The organism is Streptomyces sp. BRA346 (genome assembly GCF_052851135.1).
This window is the reverse complement of sequence record NZ_JAIWIH010000073.1, coordinates 1-17661: the sequence shown is the minus strand read 5'-3', so window position 1 is coordinate 17661 and position 17661 is coordinate 1. Positions and strand designations below refer to the sequence as shown.

Below are 17661 nucleotides of genomic sequence, written 5' to 3'. Positions count from 1 at the left end.
GGCCCAGCCGGGCCTATTCCGGCGCGGAGCGCCGGATATTGGGCCGGATTCAATTCGCGAAGCGAATTCCGGGCCCGCCGAATTCGTAGCGGAGCGGAGAATTCGATTCGGTCGCAGACCGAATGAGAAAGCGCGGAGCGCTTGATTTCTCTTCGGCGCGAAAGCCGTTTGCCGCCGAAATTCGAGAAATTGAATTCGACCGATTGCGGTAATTCCGGAGGAATTGCATTCTTGGAAAATGGGGAATTCCTTCCGATTTGATCTTGAACAGGGTGGAATTCGAGCCTGCGTGCGATTCGGCTCGATTACCAAAGGTGATCATTTGGGCTGTCGGCTCCGTCTTATTTCCGCAGTTCAGGGCCTGTTGCCGCCGGTAACCTCACTGAGGGTGCTTGTTGTGGCGTGCGAATTTACCCGCCACCCTAGTGGATGGCGGGTAAATTCCGGAGAGGAATTGGTGAATCAGGCGGCGGCGGTGATTGCGGCGGCCAGGACCTCGGAGTGGTCGAACGCGAGGCGTGAGGGCAGGGCGTCCAGCGGCCACCAACTGACGGTACGGGCGTCGTCTCCGGCGACGGCCGGAGTTCCGGCGGGGACGACCGCGAGGTACGCCACCGTCACGTACCGGCCGCGCGGGTCGCGGCCGGGGGCGTCCCAGACACCGACCTGACGCAGATCCTCGGCGAGCACACGCACACCGGTTTCCTCCTCCAGCTCGCGGGCGGCGGCGGCACGGCTGGTCTCGCCGGGATCGACATGCCCGCCGGCCAGGGCCCAGTGCCCCTCGAAGGGGTCCCAGCCGCGCTCGATCAGCAGCACGTTCCTGTCGGTGTCGATGATGACGACGTCGGCGGTGTAGCGGATGGTCTCGAACGTCTCGGTCTCGCTCATGATGGAGGTCTCTCCTGGTCTCGTGATGGGTCTGGGAGTGAGGGGGCGGCCGTGCGCCTGGCAGTGGACGGCCGCCCCGGGGCGGTGCCGGGTCAGTGCTGCGGAGTGGTAGCCCAGGTCTCCCAGGTGCTGGGTGCGGCGGCCTGGAGGGTTTCGCGCCGGTACTGCGCGGTGCTGCGGGCGACGTCCATGGCGCGGGCGGTCTCGGCGACGGTCCCGCCGTTGTCGATGTGGGCGCGCACGGCGGCGTCTCGGATGCCCGTCAACTGGGACAGGAGGCGCCGGTCCAGGGCCCAGATGGCGGACCGCCAGTAGTCGGCGTCGGCGTCGCCGTGCGGCTGGTCCGGGGTGTACGGGCTCTGGTCTACGTAGCCCAGACGCAGCGTCGCGAGTGCGTCGAGTGCTGCGCGGAAGGCGTCGGCCATGAGACCTACGTCCGGGATGGCTGCGGCCTGATCGCGAGTCAGGCTGATCGTGATGTCGACACCGCCGAAGCGAGCGTCTTCGCCTTCAGCGAGTTGGATCGAGGCCAGTTCCATGGAATCCATGGGTGAATCTCCCTTCCTGGTGGTCAACCTGGTGTGGTCAACCGCGTGGTCAATGCGGGTTGGTGGGTGGTCAGACGGTGCGGAGGTGGGCGGCGGCGACGGCGACGAAGTGGTCGTGAGCGTCGGCTGCCTTCTGCCGGGCGGTGGTCAATCCCTCCTGGGTGAGGTTTGCGTCGGTGGTGCCGTCAGCGCGCCGCATCCCGAATGTGGCGGTGATCATCTCGTCGGTCGCGGCGAGGACAGCGGCGTCCTGGACCAGGAGGCGGATGGTGGCCAGCGGCTCCTGGACGGCGTCCCGGGTGTCGTGCGACTTGTCGCGGAGCTGCTCGATACGCTCCGCCGAGGCGCCCCTGAGCCGGGCTTCCCCTCGCTTGTACATGGCTTTGCGGTGGGCGGAGACGGCCGCGGACAGGGCCCGCATGGTCTCCAGCAGCTCGGTCCGGCGCCGTTCGGCGCGGTCGACCTTCTCGCTCCGTCGTGCGGTGAGCTGGGTGAAGACGCCGGATACGACGGCGCCAAGCAGGGTGCCGACGACGGCGACGATGGTGGTGATCACGATTTCCCTCCCCTGTACGGAACTTCGTACAGACATGACTGTACGGAAGTCCGTACAGGGGGTCAAGGGGGTTTCATGAAGTCATGGACTCATGGCCTCGTGACGTCACAAAGGCGTCTGAACAGCAGGTGGGGCCGGTAGCACCTCATGGCTACCGACCCCACCTGCTGCTTCCTGCTACTTACCTGAGCCTTCGCATCAACGCTCGTTTCGTCGGCTCATGCTCCCGAGCCAGCCGCAGAAGTTCCCGGATCACCTCGGCCTTGTCGAGGGTCCGGCGCCGGGCATCCTCGCGGAGCTCCAAGATGAAGAAGTCGACTTCGGATGCCTCCTCGGGGTCGAACCGCACGGTGGTGGGCACGGCGTCGGCAGCGGCTGGAGGAGGCCGGCGCCCCCCGCGGCTCCGTCCCGGCCGGGGAGCCCGCCGAGGCTTCAACTCCTCCTGGGCGTCGTCGCCGTCCTGGTCCTCGTAGCCGTTCGCGGTCGGCTGGTCCTTGCGCAGGTCCTGGAGGCGCTTCCAGTCGTTGTTCAGTCCGCTCATGTCCGGGGGCGGAGTCGGGTGCCGTGCGGTCACGCGGCTACCACCTTCGCCAGCTCGCGGTACCACTCGGACGCCTCGCACTTCGGGTCGTACTCCAGCACCGGGACCTTCGCCCGCCACGCCTTGCGGATGTCGGTCCGCTTCTTGATCTCGGCGATAACGGGAGGTTCACCCAGCCCCCGGAAGGCGTCGAGCATCGAGGTGACCACCTCCCCGTCCCGCATGTCGAAGCGCGAGGGGACCAGGCCGAGGATGTCGATCCGGGAGTCCATGGCGTCGCACAGGATGGCGATCTGCCGCAGCAGCAGCCGTAGCGCCCGGATGCTGGAGTCCTCAGCTTCGACGGGCACGACGAGACCCGACCGCCGGCCCTTCTGCTGCCGGGCAGCCATCAGGGCACACTCGGTGCCGATTCCGAGCGAGGGCGGGCAGTCGATGACGCAGGCGTCGTACTCGTCCTCGAACTGGGCCAGCAGTTTCGCCAGCCGCATCTCGCGGTTGTTCACCTGGTACAGGCCCTTGTCGAGCAGGAACATGTCCAGGTTCGTCGGCAGCACGTGCAGCCGCTCGCGGTACTCGACCACGAGCTGGTGCGGGTCGCCCCTCCACTCCCCCAGCACCCAGCCCTTCATGGTGCGCTCGTCAGGCGACTCGGGGATGCCGCAGGCTTCGGTCATGTGGCCCTGGGGGTCCCAGTCGACCATCAGTACGCGGCGCCCGTACTCGGCGAGCGCCGCCCCCAGGTTGATGGTGTTGGCGGTCTTGCCCACACCACCCTTCTGGTTCGTCATGGCGTAGATATCCATGACGCCGCAGCGTAGAGGGTCTTGAGTGCAGCCACGACGGCATGGCGTCGTGACGTCACTAGATCAGGTGTCGCGCTGAGCTGTCGCGCACAGTCCACCCCCGGGGCAACGGGTTGCCCGCCCAGGTCACAGCACGCGACAGGCGCCGACGCGACAAGCTCAGCGCGACTGGGCAACCCGGTCGAGTACGGCGCGTGCAGCCTCGAGGAGGGCCTTGCCGTCGTACGGGCTCAGCTCGCCCGACTCCGTGCCGCGGATCGCATCCCGGTACGGGCGAGGGGCCCCGTACTCGACCAGGCCCCCGTAGAGCTGAACCGTGGCGCCGCCGGTGACCCCGAGCCACACGCCTTGGGTGTCGTGCACGATCTGGGCCTGGAACGGGGTTGCCCCCGACCTGATACGGGACTCCTTGGCCCACCCGAGGGCGTCGCGCAGCAGCTCGGCGACGTCGTACGCGGGAGGTCCCTGCGCGGCGTATGCGTATTCGTCCATGACGCGGCAGCGTAGAGCCTTTCCCCGGCAGCGATGCGTCCGCGTCGCGGTGAGACCCGGCACCAGGTGGCTGGCCATCGCGGCGACGCGGCAGCGCCAGGACGCATCGGACGACGCATCGGACCTGGGCTGACGCATCGGACGCATCGTTTTCGAACCCCCCCACCCCGGGCCCGAAAACGGTCCGAGGACCCTCTACCCCGCCGTACGTCACCGAGATGACGTACGGCACGAGTCGAAGACGTACCCGGCCGCAGCGGCCGGGAGCTCCCGCGCGGGCCCGCCCGACTGCTCCCGGCCCGCACTCCGCCACCCATCATCACGGCAGCGGACGGGAGTAGGAGGGAAGTCTGACCATGGTCACTGGCGAAAACAGGGTGTGAGGTGCAGCAATGCCGAGACGAGCCGAGAGAGGGTGCACCAGATACCGAGTCAGATAGTGCACCAGATAGTGAACGGGATGGTGACACAGATACCGTGCAGCGGATCGGACTCTCTGGGGGATCTGGGGGACTGGGTGGCCCTTTCCCCAGGTGGGCGGGTGCGCATCGGGTGCCTGGGGGACTGGGGGTCTGGGCGTGTTGCACGGATGGTTGCATACGCCGTTGGCTGAGCAGGGGGACCGGAGGTTGCACCGGAGGTACTACCGAAGGTGTGAGCCCCCATTTCCGGGGTGCGGTCGTTTCACCAGGTCAGACCCTGCGGGAAACTCTGCGAGGCTCGCCGACACCTCTTCTCCGCGATAGCCGGAGACAGAGTCGGAGGTGTCGGGGCAGGGCGCCGGGCACCCTCCAGGTGCTCCTGGTCGTCGTCGTGCTCCAGGAGCACGAGCCCGACCCTGCCCTCGGCTCCCTCATCTACGAGTGGTGAGCTTGTGAGGCCATGGGCTCATGACGTCACGAAGAAGACGGGAACGGGCCCGCACCTCAAAGGATGCGGGCCCGTTCGCTCAGTAGACGAGGCCGTCCCAGGTGGACTCTTCCAGGTCCACCAGGGCGCCGAAGTCGTCCCCGTAGGCGTCGCAGACCATCTGCACCGCGTCGGTTTCCCGGCCCTCATCGATGGCCTTGAGGAACTCGACGACCTGGCCGCCGGTCAGCGTGCCGTCGACCACCCCGACCCAGACCCGGCGGGAGACCTTCCAGACGCCGGGAATCCGGACCCGCAACGAGCCCGGGGCGCCGGAGTAGTCCTTCGGCGGCGGCTCTTCAGGGGGACCCTCACCGGCCGGTGGCCCTTCCGCCGGAGGAGCAGGTGGCGCCTCCTGCGGGGGCGGCGCCTCGGCCTCTTCAGCGGGCGGGGCCTCCTTCTTCTTCCGGCCGAAGAGGCGACTGAAGAACCCGCGCTTCTCCTCGGCCGCCTCCGCGGGCTCAGGTGCCGGTGCCTCGGCTGCCGGGACCTCCGGCGGCGGCACCTCCTCCGGGGGCTGCTCGCCGCGTTTGCGGCCGAAGAGCCGATCGAACAGTCCCATGTCAGCGCTCCCCCTCTTCCCAGATCTTCAGGGCGGCCGACATCTTCTTGCCGGCATCCAGCAGCGGCAGCAGGTCGGCCATCGGCACTCGCTGTTCGGGCTTCCACTGATGGCCCTTGGTGCCGAACTCCATGGCGGCGGGCTTGGCGTCGGCGGGGTCGGCGTGGTCGCTGGTGTACGTGGCGGCGTCGACCCGCAGACTCAGCGGCAGCCGCCCCTCAGCGGCGAACTTGAGCAGGTTCCGGTAGGTGTTGGCGGCGGCCAGGTCCAAGATGGTCTGGGCCCAGTCCGGCCGCCAGTAGATGTCGCCCTCGTACACGGCGCCGGTTGCATGGTCCCGCTTGGGCTCAATGCGCCCGAGGTAGCCGCGGAAGGACTGGTACAGCGCGCCGGAGACCTGCTTGGCATACCGGGCGCCAGGGTGCCCGGCAGCGGCAGCGACGGCGATCCGTTCCCGCAGGACGCGGATGCGGTCGTACATCCCGTACAGCGCCCGCCCGCTGGACTCCCACACCCATGCCTGGACGATCTGCGGCTCCCAGTCGGGGTAGAGCTCGCGGACCAGGGCCAGCCCCGGGGTACGCAGCCAGTAGCCGCCTTCATCAGCCGGGTAGATCCGCAGCGGCGGCAGCCCTTCCAGGCCGTGGCCGGGGATGTCCGCCACGCGCCAGTACCCGGCCTTCTTCGGGTCGAAGGCCCGCCCGTCGGGGTGGTGGGTCGGATCGCCCAGGCCCAGGGCAGCAGCGCCGAACGCGCCGAGCCAGGCGGCGTTCTTGTCGAACTGGTGCAGCCAGGTGGCCGCCCGCTCGTCCTCGGTGATGTCCTCGGCCGGACGCGTCCACTGCATATCGATCAGCGGCTTGATGCCCGCCCGGACCGGAGGAACCGGCCCGGCCGCGGCTTCGGTCTCCTGGGCCAGGGACCGGATCACCGGCGAGACGGCGTGCTCACGGCCGATGTCCGCGTAGTCCTTGGCGGTGGTGTTGGGCGACAGGTAGTACGGGATCACCTGGGGCCGGTCGGCGGGACCGTGGACGGTGCCGACCAGGTAGACCATCAGCGCGTCGAGCAGGGTCTCGGGCGTGGGGGCCGCGCCCCAGCCTCCCCGGGCGGGCTCGTCGGCCCGGTCGAACCGGTCCTCGTACAGCGGCAGCGCGACCGACAGCCGCTGACCCCGGCCGCCGTCGGTCTTCAGCGTCATCCAGGCCGAGAGCCCGTCCCCGTGGACCACCAGGCCGCTGTCGGAGGCCGGAGTCGCCCACGGGTGCGGCGTCGGCGCCTGGGCACCCTTGTACGCTGCCAGATCCTCCCCGACCCGCTCCTCGTACGTCGGCAGGCCCATGGCGAGCGCGGCCGTCTCGTGCGCCCACAGCGTCTTGAGCCCGTACGCCGCCAGGAGCTCGGGGACGTCGTCCACCCGTCCGGGCAGCGGTACGCGTACCCGTTCGTGGTTGGGCAGGTACAGCCAGCCCTGCCCGGCCTCGTCGGAGCCCAGCACCCCGAACCGCAGCGCGGACGCGGTCCGCCCGGTGGCCTTCGCCACCAAGTCGGCGAACGCCTGGTGCGTCACGGCGGCCACCGGCTTGGGGTACGGCACGGCCGGCGGGGCGGTCGGCATCGGAGGCACCACCACACCGGCCGTGGTGACGTCATGAGCCCGTGACGCCGTGGCCTCGTCAGCCTCGACCGTTCCGGGGACGGTCTCGGAGGTGGTGTCACTTCCCTTAGAGAAGTCGAAGAGCTCAAGGGTCGCCCCGGTCGCCCCGGTCGCCCCGCTGCTGGTCAGAGCCTCATTTTCCGGGGCGACCCCGGTCGCCCCGGGGTCGCCCCCGGGGGTCGCCCCGCCCGGGAACTCGTCTCGGGGACCGTCTTCCGGCTCGTCGTCGGGGGAGAAGAGTTCAGCGGCCTTGAGGGTGTTGAAGCAGTGCATTCGCTCACCCAGACCTGCGCCCCGGATCGACTTGGGCAACTTCCGCTGAGCGTTCTTGCCGGTGCCCCGGATGTGCACGTTCAGTTCGTCCAGGTGCCGCAGCGCGGCGGACACGTTGTCGATCCCGGCCTGCGCGGCTGCCTCCTGCACAACGGGATTGATCACCCACCACTCGCTGTTCTCCGAGTCGGTGAACCCACGCAGGCGCCGGAACCCTTCCTCTGCGACGGACGGCAACTTGTCGATCTCAGGGAACGCCGACGCCTCGATGCGGAGCGAGTCCAGCGCGTTCCACAGCCGCTCGGAGTCGGGGATGTTGGCCTCGGCGCTGATCTCGATGGCTTCGGCCAGCCGCGCGGCGGCTTCGGTCTCCGCGACCGCCCCCAAGCCAGGAATGCCGATGGCCTGTCCGAGCATGTGGGCGCCGACGACCCACGCCATGTGCAGCTCGGCGATCGTCGCTGCGACGCCGCCCTGTGCGGGCCGGTACTTCGCGCACAGCTCCAGGTGGAGCTTGCGGAGCTGGGCCAGGTTCTCGGCCCGGTACATGCCGAGCCGTACCGCCCATTCCACGGGCCAGCCGCCGTGATCCTTCGCGAGCCTCTTCAACCGCTTGCTGATGTGCTCAGCGCCCTTGTGCCCCGGCTCTGTCGGTGCGCCTTCGGCGTCGACCATGCGGTTGGGGAAGAACGGGGCCTTGAACTCCTGGAGCCGCGAGGCGAGGTCTTCCGTCTGGCCCTCGTGCTTCAGGGGCTCGTTGGAGCTGGAGAGGACGACGGAGTGCCAGAACCCGTCCGATTCCCGGGGCGAGCCGTCTGCTGTGCCCATGGCGCGGATCGCGCCCGCGACCATCTGCGAGATCTCGCGGGAGGACTCCTTGATGGTTCGGCCGCTGGAGCTGTGCTCGTCCAGGGCGAGCGGCAGGTACCCGCGCAACCGGAGGTTCTGGGTGATGCCCTGCTTCGAGGCGTTCCACGTCATCCAGAGCGACTGGCGCTTCGGTTTGATGTCTCCGTAGCAGGCGGCGCAGACGACCAGGATCGTTGACTTCCCCTGCTGCCCGGGTCCGTGGACCGAGATCATGTGGGCGAGCATGTCGAGGGTGTCCAGGACCGGTCCGGCGAAGTAGCCGCCCGCGACCAGAGCGGACTTACCGTCCATGGTCATCCATGCGCCGATCTCGTCCCATGCGTCGCGCGCGGCCTTCTCCTCGCCCCGCAGTACGCGGTAGCCGAGGGTCTGGGCGTCGGCGGCCGGGAAGACCAGGTCCCCGTTGTCGTCGTAGTACGTCCGGGCCGAGGTGACCGGGGCCGCGTCGCCTTCCTCGCGGATCAGCCGGGCGAATGCGTGCCGCTCGTCGCTGCCGGTCGGCCGGCGCATGCCCATCTTCGCGGCCCACGTGCCACGGTCCAGCTCGTCCTCGGTGAGGATGCGCCCCCGCCGTTGCCGCTTCCCGAGGGCCAGGTACTCGGTACGGATGTCCTCGCCGTCATCGGTGAGGTGCACGATCTGTGCGGTGATCTTCGGTACCTGCCCGATCACCAGCGGAGTGTCCTCGGGGTTCTGCCGGTGGAGGATCGTGCGGTCGTTCTCGTTGTAGTACCAGCCCTTTTTCATGCCTGCGATCGGGCGGCATCCGGCCGGGGTGCCGCCGCGTTCGAGGTTGGAGACCGGGCGGCGCCGCCGCTGCGGTGGGACGTCGGGCTCTGACGCCTGCTCCTGTTGTGCCTTCTGGGCCACGTGTGCCTTTCCGGCCCTGCCACCGAGTGTGATTGTGCTAGCACACCGTGGAGGGGGAGGAGAAATCTCCTCACCGCTGCCTTACACTCGGCAGCAAGACCTTGGTTGGTCACCGAGAGCCCCCTACCGGGTCCCGCAAGTTGGCGCTTGTGGGTACAAACCCCCGGGATGGGGGCTCTCGGTGTTCTGATCTTTAGTTCTGGGTGGCGACGAGGTTACGCCTCATCGCGTGAGCGGTTGGAACGGTCAGCACGCCAGGCAATCACCCGATCGGCGCCGACCGCGCCCATCAGGGCCGTTGCGGTGTAGACCATCGTGTTCGTCCACCACGGGTACCGGCTAGCCGATCCTGTGGCCTGACCGGCCATGGCGACGATCAGTACCGCCCAAGCGGCGGCAGCCACCTGCCAGCCGACGCGCGCGCGACCGGTCACCGGCTCGGGTCTTTGCCGCGCAGGATGCTCAGGATCTCGGTCAGCATTGCGCCATGCTCGGCGAGCGTCGCGGTGTGCTCGGCCAGCACTTGGCCGTGCATGGCCAACGACTCGGTGTGGCTCGTCAGAGTTGCGGTGTGTTCGTCCTGCACCCGGGACAGTTTCTCCAGCAGGTCCGTCCGGGACTGCTCGACCTGCTGCCGTTGCCGTGCCGCCAGAGCCTCGGTGCGGTCCAGGATGTCCCTGGTCTCAGCCAGCCGCTCCAGCGCGGCGACCCGCCGGGCAAGCTGCTCCTCAGCGGCGCTCTCGTAGATCGGTTCCTCAGGCATCAGGCGTTCCCTCGTCTTGGTAGTCGGTCCAGTGTGCCGTGTGGGTCAGTCGCCGGTGGTTGGCGCTCACGACGTCACCCGGTGGGGTGCCATTTGCCGGGGCGGAGGATGTCGTCCCAGAGTTCCAGGGGGCCCTGTTCGTCGCTGTAGAGCGTGCGGAGCACCGCGACCGACACGGGGAGGTCTTCCGGGACGTTGATGCCGAACTCGTTCAACTCGTTCTTGGAGATGGGACGGGAGACCACCATTTGGGGGCCAGCGGTGACCGTCCTACCAGTCCGCTCCGCGTACAGGATGTGGCGGAACTTTGGCATGGGCGCAGTGTCCAGCAACTCGGGTAGGTCGATCAGCGCGCGCATGTGGATGTAGTTCAGCGCGAGAGCGTTGATGGTGCCGCCCCGGACGAACGAGCGGCTGCGGATCACGATCTCGTTGTACAGCTCAATGCCCAGGAGCTCGGCGACCTCCTGGTCGGCGCAGGAGCGAAGCAATGCACGGGAGTTGGTGTAGTCCTCCCCCGGCGCGAGGGGACGGCCGGTTCGGCGGAGGCGATCAAGTCGCGCGGCCCCAGTGAGGAGAGGGCCAGCCGCAGCGTTTGCGGGGTCCAGGACTGTGGTCCCGCGCCCGCGAGCGCTGCGGACCAGGCCCTCGGCTTCCAGCGTTTGTAGAGCGCGATGGACGGTCGTGATCGACCCCCGGCCTTCCCTCACCAGCTCTCGGACCTGGGGGAGCTGAGACCCGGGCGCATATTCGCCCTCGGCAATCTTCCGGGCGAGCTCGTCGGCGAGCTCCCGCCACTTCGGCACCTTGGACATGGGTGATCCCCCTCTTCCTCTGGTCATCTTCGGTAGCTCGTGGGGTGTACGAGTCGACCATACCTTGTTCCGGAACAGCTTGACAGTTCCGGAACAGCGGGGGATGGTTTTCCCCGTAAGAAGCACTGAGTGAGGGCGACCGCACGAAGTGCAACGGCACATCCATGCCTGAAACGGAAACGGCCCTGGCCAGTGGGTTCAGCACTGACCAGGGCCTGAGACCGAACCCGACTGCGTAACCAGAAGGGAGCGATCCTTCGTGGATCGTATCGACGTTCAGCCGTTGTCGGCTGCTTCTGCGGAACGTCTTGACCGGCTGTTCCGCCTCTACTCCGGCCGGGTCCTGGCCTTCGCGCTGACCCAGGCCAAGCGTCCCGAGGACGCCCACGACATCGCGGGTGAGACCTGGTGCCGGGTGGTGGCCGACATCCACCAGCTCCGCGCCGACGACGCCCACGCGTTCGGATGGCTGCGCACCATCACCTTCCGCGCGGCCGTGCACCACTACCGGCCCAAGCGTGCCAGCGAGCAGCCCAAGGACTGGTCCGACGCCGTTGCCGTCCGGGAGCTCCCGGCTGCCCCGCCGGCCGATGTGGACCTGTACGCCCTGGCGGAGCTGACCGCGACTCAGGCTGCGGCGGTCAAGCTCGCCGCTCAGGGAGTGTCCCAACGGGCGATCGCTCGCCGTCTGGGCCGGAAGCAGCAGCACGTGTGCACGAGCATCCATGCCGGTGCCCGCAGGCTCCGTGCGGTGTCGGAGACCAAGCCCTCGTTGCCGATGCGGCCCACGCCGCACGAGCGCGACGGCCGCCAGCCCGAGCCGCAGCCCGCCCGCCCGCACTCCCGCGCGCTCGCCGCGATGGCCGGGGTGGTCGCGTGAGCTACCAGGGACCCGCGTGCGGCTCCTGCGGAGGATCGGGCGGCTCGTCCTCCAGCACCACGTCGGACGGCAAGACCGTCACGGTCTGGACGCCCTGCTCCACGTGCCACGGACGGGGGCACTGATGACCGACGCCGAACGCGCGGAGATGGAGCGGCAGCTCAAGGAGCGCAACACCAACTCGTCCGGCAACAAGTCCGGGAAGAACGGGTGATCGGCGTGGCCATCTTCCGTCGCCCGGAGACCCCGGCCCAGGACCAGGCCCGGACCGGCCGCCTCCTGGACGCGCTGGACCAGGCCGCCGAGGCCGGAGACCCGAACCAGTCGCTGACCCCGTTCGAGGACGTGCTGCTGGAGGGGCTGGCCTGTGGCCCGGCCTGCTCCGACGGCCCGTACCCGCCCGCCGGTCACACCTACCCGAGGAGGGGCTGACCATGGCGAACACCCGCCGCTTGAACCGCACCATCACCACCGCACAGGCCAAGCTGGAGGCCGTCCAGCGCCGCGAGACCTGGCCCCTGACGGCCGGGGAGCAGGCGCGGCTGGCCGCTCACGGGGCGGTCATCCTCGCCAAGGGCACGCGGCTGAAGACCTCCCGATTCGCCGAGGACGGCATCAAGGTGATCTGGGCGGGGGCCGAGTCCCGGTTCGCCGCCGAGGTCCGCGCCGCCAAGGAGCAGCTGGCGGCCGAGGTGGCCGAGGCCGCCGCGGCGAAGGTCGCCAAGAAGGGCCGGTGGTGACCGTGTTCGCGGCTGGCGACAAGGTGCTGATCACCTCCTGCGAGGACGACCCCCGTGCGGTCGGCCACACGGGCCGGATTCTCGACGAGGTCCCGCCGGGCCCGCTCACGGGCGGCCGGTGGACGGTCGCCGGGATCGGTCTGCTGATCGGCCCGGTCCTCGTCCACTCCCACGAGATCCAGAAGACCGGGCGGTGACGGGGATGCGGAACCTGATCGCGGTCCCCCTGGTGTGGGTCCTGGCCCAGTCCACGGTGGTCGTGCTCCTGGTGGCGATGCTCGTGGTCGGGCTCCCGGCCACGGACGCGCTCCAGGACGCCGGGATGAGCTTCAACACCGCCGTGCTGGCCTCCATGCCGATGATGTGCGCCGCCGGACTGGGCGCGGCCCTGGCGTGGTCGGGCCGCCGGTCGAGCGGGCGCCGGCCGTTCGCCGATGCGTGCTCCGAGGCCGCTCACGCCGTCGCGGACTGGGCCGGGTGGCCCGACCCCCGCACGCCGGAAGAGTCCAGCAGCACCCCGCAGCAGTAACCCCCTGCCCGCTTCCCGTGGTGGCGTCGTGAGCCCACGAATCCACGAGTCCACGACGCCACCACGTTCCGAAAGGACCTGATCAACCGTGAAGACCAAGTTCGTTGAGGCACGTCGGCACAGGCGCCTGATGAATGTGGCGACCAGTCTGGTGAAGAAGGCCGAGTGGACTCCGGCAACCGCTCCGGTCGAGCAGATCACCCCCGACCAGGTGGCCACCCTCGCCTTTGGCCGCTACCAGGTGCGGATCACCCCGACCGAGGCGGCCGAGTACCTCGCCGCCGCTCTGGTGGCCCGCGGCCACAGCATCACCCACCTGTCGTCCCTGTTCGCTCTGTTCGAGGACGTCCCCGAAGACGCCAGCGCGGACGCGCCCACCGCGATCGAGACCCGCCCCGGCTCCTGCTGACTGACTTCTGGTGGCGTCGCGGACTCATGACGCCACGACGCCACCACCTGTGAAAGGACCCGAAGAAGTGAAGCTCAAGACCCTCACCGAGTACCGGGAACAGCCGGTCACCACCACCATCGACGGCAAGAGCCACACCCGCATGAAGAAGGTCCCCGTCCAGGTCCCCAAGCTCCCCCGGGACTGGGACCAGGTCGCCGTGCGGGCCGCGACGACCGTCGTCATGCTCCTGACGGCCGTCGCCGTCGCCTGGTCCACCTACAGCATCGGCGCCCTCCTCCACGGCGGCATGGGCTACTTCGCCGCCTCCGTGTTCGACGCCGCATGGATCGTCAACGTCCTGCTGGAGTACCTGGGCCGCTTCGACGCCAAGAAGCGCCAGCGCAACAAGTGGCTCGGCTGGGGCCTCCTGCTGGCCACCATGGGCGCGATCTTCTGGGAAGGCATGCTCTCCGGATCGGTCGCCCTGGGCGTGGTCGGCGCCGCCGTCTCCCTGTTCGCCAAGGTGCTCTGGCTCAGCATCATGACGTTCATCAACAAGGACCTGAGCGAGGACCACCAGGAGTGGGTGGCCCAGGAGACCAGCGAGGCCAACGCCAAGATGGCCCTCGCCCAGGTCCGCCGACAGTCCGCCCGCGCCGAGGCGTACGCCGCCCTGGAGCTCCTGGCCGCCGAGCGCATCCGCAACCAGTACGCCGCCCTCACCCCGGCCCCGGCCGCCGAGCCGTTCCCGGTCCTGGACGCCGACGTCCAGGACGACGCCGCCGCCCGGGACGAACTCACCCTGCGCCGTGCGGTCCGCGCGGTCCTGGACGACGCCACCGGCCAGATCCCCCAGGAGGAGGCCACCCTCGCGATCGAGGCCGCGCACGAGGACGGGTGGACGACGAACGAGATCTACAGCCGTGCGATGGACATCCGGAAGCGTGAGCGTGACGCCGTGACGTCACGACGCCGTGAGGCCACGGATGCCGGTCCGGATGCGCCCGGACGCGGGGCGGATATCCGCCCGGACGTCGTATCCGCCCAGGCCAGCAGCCCGGACACGGGGGAGGCCATCCGCCCGGACATCCGCAAGGAGGAGGCCGAGCCGCGTCCGTCGCTGGCGGCCGAGGTCTCGCGCCTGGTGAAGCGCGGCCGGACGGACGCCGATCACATCATCCGCGCGCTGGCCGACCGGTTCGACCGCAAGCCCGATGACCCGGTCTTCGGGGAGACCGTCCGGCGGTACGTCCGGGCCGCCAAGCAGCCCGTCACCAACAAGACGGAGCACCCCGGCTTCTACCCCTGACCTGCGGCTACGCCCGATGCGCCTCGGCGCATCGGGCGTAAACCGCGCGCTCGTTGTCAGCCACAAGAGTGACACTGCTGGGTGATCGCTGATCACTCAGCGGCAGGGGGTGGAGCCGTCCGGCGGGCAGAGCCTGGCAGGGCACCCGCCGGACGGCCGCCCTCTTGTCACGGAGACCGAGAGGGACATGCAGAGCATCACAGAAACGATCACCGCGCACAGCGCGGTAACGAGCCTGTTGGCAGCCGGTGCTGACACCACCTCGAAAGGCGACCAGCCCACGCCCAAGTGGATGGTCTACGCGATAGCGGCCGGGGTGCTCGCGCTGCTGTGGTCGTTCCTGCGGGGCGGACGCGGCAGCGGTGACCGCGCCTTGGCGCGCGCGATGCGCGGCGGTCGTCCCGGCATCCTCGGCCAGCTCGTCGGCGGACTGTTCAAAGCCCTCTGGCAGGTGCTGCGGTGGGTGCTGCGCGTCCTGGGCGGCCGGGAGCTGTGGGGCCAACCCCGTTCCGACGCGAGCATCTTCCGCCCCGGCACGCGCCCGGCCCCCGGCACCACCTCGATGCCCGTCGCCCAGCTCGGCTCCGTCGCCCTCGCCCCGGCCCGGGTGAGCCTGGTCAAGAAGCCCACCCCCAAGCCGCAGGAGTGGGCACTCAAGGCCGGCCGCTTCATCGCCGACTACCAGGGCCGGTGGGCCCGCGGGCTGGACGTCGCCAGCGCCGTGACGGTGTGGACCTGGCGCCTGCTGCGCGCCATCTGCACGGCCACCTGGCCCGTCCTGCGCGGCATCGGCCGCGCGCTGGCCGTCTGGCACCGCTGGCCCTACGCAGCGCGCTCCCTGGCCCGCATCGTCGGCCTGACGGTCGTCGCCGGGCTCTACCTCCCGGCCTGGCGAGGCTGGACGATCCTCGCCCTCGTCCTGGCGGCCGGCGCCCTGGTCGCCATCGGCTTCCTGTGGAAGCCCAAGGAGCCGGGCGACGACGCCGTGTACGGGCCCCGGATCTGGGCCGTCCTCCGCGACGACCTCAAACTCCCGGAGGAGGAGCCGCGCGAGAACTGGCTGCTCCTGCCCCCGTCCCTCGCGGCCCCGGACGCGCGGATCATCGTCCGCCTGCCCTGGACCTTCCGCGGCTCGGACCTGGAGAAGGAACAGCTCGGCGCGCTCCTCAACAGCCGTCTGCCGGGGGAGTGGGTCGGCCGGTACTCCTTCATCGGCGAGCACTTCACCGCGACCTACACCCACAAGCCGCCGCCCAAGCCCCCGGAGCCTGCCCCCGAGCCGCCGGAAAAGGTGGACCTCTTCGGCGAGCGCGTCCAGGAGGCCATCGACGCCGCGCAGGACAAGCCGGAAACGTACGTGTTCGGAATCGATGAGAACGACGAAATCGTAGAGATCCCCTTGGTGGGCGAGCAGGCGCACATCGCGGTATCCGTTGGTACCGGCGGCGGGAAGTCCGCGCTGCTGCAAATGCTCGCCACGCAGGTGATCCGGCGGCGCGGCACCATCCTGGCCGTTGATCCGAAAATGGTCTCCCTGCGTCTTTTGAAGGGCGTTGAGGGTGTGTACCTCTACGACGACCCCGGACAGGGTGGCGATATGCGGCGTGCCCTGGAATGGGCGGCCGAAGTCGTCGAAGCGCGCTTCTACGAATACTTGGATGGGAAGCGTAAGAACTTCCCTCCGCTGTTCGTGTACATGGAGGAGTCCAACGAGCTGACAGGAATCCTCAAAGCGGTCTGGATGAAGATCAAAGATAGCAACGAGCCGAACGCAGATCCCATCTGGGAATCGGTCGCTTCCATCCTCCGTAAGGGGCGACAGGTCAATGTTCACGTGGTCGCCGTATTCCAGGACCTGAAGGACACCGATTTTAGCGGCGTATCTCTTGGCCTGCTCTTCCCGGTCAAGATTATGGGCGCCTACGCCAAGAAGCAGTGGGATCGCATCGTCGGCAGCAACGTAGCCATGCCGCCCTCCGAGCGGAAAGCCGGTCGACTGGTAGGCGTGAAAAACGGCGTCGCATTCCGATTCCAGTCCCCATACGCCATCGTGGACGACCCGGAACTGTCCAAGGACGAGCGGGCCGAGAAAGCAGAACAGCAAATTCGCCAGCACTGCCTGAAGCTGCGGGACCGCCACAAGTGGGACTCCGCAGGGCTCTACGCCGCCCCGCCGGCGCCCTCCCCGCGGCACGTCCCGGCCCTGCTGTCACGTGACACTGCCCCCAGTGGCCCGATCGGGGCCTCTGAGGGGGGTCTCAGCGACGAAACCGCAGGTCGAGTGTCACACGAGGGCGGCAACGTGACAGCCTCAGACGGCGATGTGACGGCCTCGCGTGACAGGCTGCGGCTCATCCCCGGCCAGGGCGGCCGGGACGGCCAGGAGGCCGAGCAGGACCCCACCGCGCCCCCCGACCTGCTGCCCCTGGCCGAGGTTGCCCGACGCCTCCAGGGCACCCCCGGCGTTCCGAAGTACGACACCATGCGCCAGCACAAGAACGGCCGCCGCGACGACTTCCCCAAGGGCACCGGAGAGCCCGGAAAGGAGCTCTACACCGTCACCCAGATTCGCGCCTACTACGAGCAGCAGGAGAAGAAGGCGTAACCACCTGGTCTTTGACCAGCAAGAACGCCCCCGGGAGGATATGACTCCCGGGGGCGTTTGCGTACCCACGCTAGTAGATACGCGCGGCCCGGACGCGCGACACACGCCTCCGGGCCGAGATCAGGGCTTTTTCATCCATCCTCACTCTGGCGATCTGTTACGTCAACCAAGGGCGACACCTATTTGCGCGTCCGGGGTCTCTCTGGTACCTTGCTCAACAATTCGATAAAGTCCAAGAAAGGGGCCAAGAATGACGGATGAAGAGCCTTGCGATAACTGCGGTGAAATGTGTGGAGATCCGTACTGCGGGAAATGTCCGCACTGCGGGGGCGAACTCGAAGACGATTACACGAATTGGCCTAATCCGTGCGCGAAATGCCGCTTGAAGGAATTCAATCGGGAAATTCTAAACCCGCCACAATTTGACCTGTAAAGGCGTCTGAGCGCGAAGCGCGAAGAATTTGGATTCACAGTATAAAGCGATCCGAATTCAGGCAGAATTCCGTGCACTAAAGCCCCGAAGCGCGAAGCGCGAGGAATTCGGAACCAAATTAGAATTGCATCGCAATTCTTTATGCCCGGCTGGGCCGCGTTCGCCGGGAGCCCTGGGGCGGACTGGAACTGTTCGGCCGTGCGCGTGATGGGCGAATCGAG

The 17661-nt window shown here is 68.5% G+C and carries 19 protein-coding genes; 8 read left to right on the top strand and 11 right to left on the bottom strand.

Annotated features, from left to right (window positions below; genetic code table 11):
- Positions 1-462 precede the first annotated feature (462 nt).
- From LCH29_RS42450 to LCH29_RS42400, 11 genes are all read right to left on the bottom strand, one after another.
- Positions 463-891, bottom strand: coding sequence for an NUDIX domain-containing protein (locus LCH29_RS42450; RefSeq protein ID WP_446467029.1), 429 nt, complete (start codon positions 889-891; stop codon positions 463-465).
- Between the two features lie 92 nt (positions 892-983).
- Positions 984-1439 (bottom strand): hypothetical protein, encoded by a 456-nt coding sequence (locus LCH29_RS42445; protein WP_446467028.1) that lies wholly within the window; start codon positions 1437-1439, stop codon positions 984-986.
- 70 nt (positions 1440-1509) lie between these two features.
- Positions 1510-1995, bottom strand: coding sequence for a hypothetical protein (locus LCH29_RS42440; RefSeq protein WP_446467027.1), 486 nt, complete (start codon positions 1993-1995; stop codon positions 1510-1512).
- Positions 1996-2176: 181 nt separating this feature from the next.
- Entirely contained in the window at positions 2177-2569 is a 393-nt protein-coding gene (locus tag LCH29_RS42435; RefSeq protein WP_446467026.1) for a hypothetical protein, read from the bottom strand.
- Positions 2566-3342, bottom strand: a complete 777-nt coding sequence (locus LCH29_RS42430; protein WP_446467025.1) for a ParA family protein — start codon at positions 3340-3342, stop codon at positions 2566-2568. The genes LCH29_RS42435 and LCH29_RS42430 overlap by 4 nt, the downstream gene beginning before the upstream one ends.
- 159 nt (positions 3343-3501) lie before the next feature.
- A complete protein-coding gene (locus LCH29_RS42425) occupies positions 3502-3834 on the bottom strand; it encodes a hypothetical protein (protein WP_446467024.1) in 333 nt (110 codons plus the stop codon).
- Between the two features lie 949 nt (positions 3835-4783).
- The gene (locus tag LCH29_RS42420; protein WP_446467023.1) at positions 4784-5305 is read right to left on the bottom strand and encodes a hypothetical protein; all 522 of its coding nucleotides are present in this window, start codon (positions 5303-5305) and stop codon (positions 4784-4786) included.
- 1 nt (position 5306) lies between these two features.
- A complete protein-coding gene (locus LCH29_RS42415; protein ID WP_446467022.1) occupies positions 5307-8975 on the bottom strand; it encodes a DUF927 domain-containing protein in 3669 nt (1222 codons plus the stop codon).
- A 215-nt stretch (positions 8976-9190) separates the two neighbouring features.
- Positions 9191-9409 carry a hypothetical protein gene (locus LCH29_RS42410; RefSeq protein WP_446467021.1) on the bottom strand — a complete coding sequence of 73 codons (219 nt, stop codon included), beginning with the start codon at positions 9407-9409 and terminating at the stop codon, positions 9191-9193.
- A complete protein-coding gene (locus LCH29_RS42405; protein WP_446467020.1) occupies positions 9406-9738 on the bottom strand; it encodes a hypothetical protein in 333 nt (110 codons plus the stop codon). Before LCH29_RS42405 ends, LCH29_RS42410 begins: the two co-directional genes overlap by 4 nt.
- Positions 9739-9812: 74 nt before the next feature.
- Positions 9813-10553, bottom strand: a complete 741-nt coding sequence (locus LCH29_RS42400; RefSeq protein ID WP_446467019.1) for a GntR family transcriptional regulator — start codon at positions 10551-10553, stop codon at positions 9813-9815.
- Positions 10554-10812: 259 nt separating this feature from the next.
- Between LCH29_RS42400 and LCH29_RS42395 the strand changes: the two genes are divergently transcribed.
- From LCH29_RS42395 to LCH29_RS42360, 8 genes are all read left to right on the top strand, one after another.
- Complete coding sequence (locus LCH29_RS42395) at positions 10813-11433, top strand: RNA polymerase sigma factor (protein ID WP_446467018.1); 621 nt, start codon at positions 10813-10815, stop codon at positions 11431-11433.
- Between the two features lie 219 nt (positions 11434-11652).
- Positions 11653-11865 (top strand): hypothetical protein, encoded by a 213-nt coding sequence (locus LCH29_RS42390; protein WP_446467017.1) that lies wholly within the window; start codon positions 11653-11655, stop codon positions 11863-11865.
- A gap of 2 nt (positions 11866-11867) precedes the next feature.
- Positions 11868-12173, top strand: coding sequence for a hypothetical protein (locus LCH29_RS42385; protein ID WP_446467016.1), 306 nt, complete (start codon positions 11868-11870; stop codon positions 12171-12173).
- Positions 12170-12370 (top strand): hypothetical protein, encoded by a 201-nt coding sequence (locus LCH29_RS42380; RefSeq protein WP_446467015.1) that lies wholly within the window; start codon positions 12170-12172, stop codon positions 12368-12370. The genes LCH29_RS42385 and LCH29_RS42380 overlap by 4 nt, the downstream gene beginning before the upstream one ends.
- A 5-nt stretch (positions 12371-12375) precedes the next feature.
- Entirely contained in the window at positions 12376-12702 is a 327-nt protein-coding gene (locus LCH29_RS42375) for a hypothetical protein (protein WP_446467014.1), read from the top strand.
- Positions 12703-12838: 136 nt separating this feature from the next.
- Positions 12839-13111, top strand: a complete 273-nt coding sequence (locus tag LCH29_RS42370) for a hypothetical protein (RefSeq protein ID WP_446467013.1) — start codon at positions 12839-12841, stop codon at positions 13109-13111.
- A 67-nt stretch (positions 13112-13178) separates the two neighbouring features.
- Positions 13179-14402, top strand: a complete 1224-nt coding sequence (locus LCH29_RS42365; protein WP_446467012.1) for a hypothetical protein — start codon at positions 13179-13181, stop codon at positions 14400-14402.
- Between the two features lie 109 nt (positions 14403-14511).
- On the top strand, positions 14512-17007 hold the full coding sequence (locus tag LCH29_RS42360; protein ID WP_446467011.1) for a hypothetical protein: 2496 nt from the start codon (positions 14512-14514) through the stop codon (positions 17005-17007).
- Positions 17008-17661: the final 654 nt, after the last annotated feature.

Bases quoted from the DNA above. Each gene is read 5' to 3' on its own strand.
- LCH29_RS42375 (WP_446467014.1), top strand. From the start codon at position 12,376: ATGCGGAACCTGATCGCGGTCCCCCTGGTGTGGGTCCTGGCCCAGTCC.
- LCH29_RS42450 (WP_446467029.1), bottom strand. From the start codon at position 891: ATGAGCGAGACCGAGACGTTCGAGACCATCCGCTACACCGCCGACGTC.
- LCH29_RS42430 (WP_446467025.1), bottom strand. From the start codon at position 3,342: ATGGATATCTACGCCATGACGAACCAGAAGGGTGGTGTGGGCAAGACC.
- LCH29_RS42405 (WP_446467020.1), bottom strand. From the start codon at position 9,738: ATGCCTGAGGAACCGATCTACGAGAGCGCCGCTGAGGAGCAGCTTGCC.
- LCH29_RS42385 (WP_446467016.1), top strand. From the start codon at position 11,868: ATGGCGAACACCCGCCGCTTGAACCGCACCATCACCACCGCACAGGCC.
- LCH29_RS42400 (WP_446467019.1), bottom strand. From the start codon at position 10,553: ATGTCCAAGGTGCCGAAGTGGCGGGAGCTCGCCGACGAGCTCGCCCGG.
- LCH29_RS42445 (WP_446467028.1), bottom strand. From the start codon at position 1,439: ATGGATTCCATGGAACTGGCCTCGATCCAACTCGCTGAAGGCGAAGAC.
- LCH29_RS42420 (WP_446467023.1), bottom strand. From the start codon at position 5,305: ATGGGACTGTTCGATCGGCTCTTCGGCCGCAAACGCGGCGAGCAGCCC.
- LCH29_RS42425 (WP_446467024.1), bottom strand. From the start codon at position 3,834: ATGGACGAATACGCATACGCCGCGCAGGGACCTCCCGCGTACGACGTC.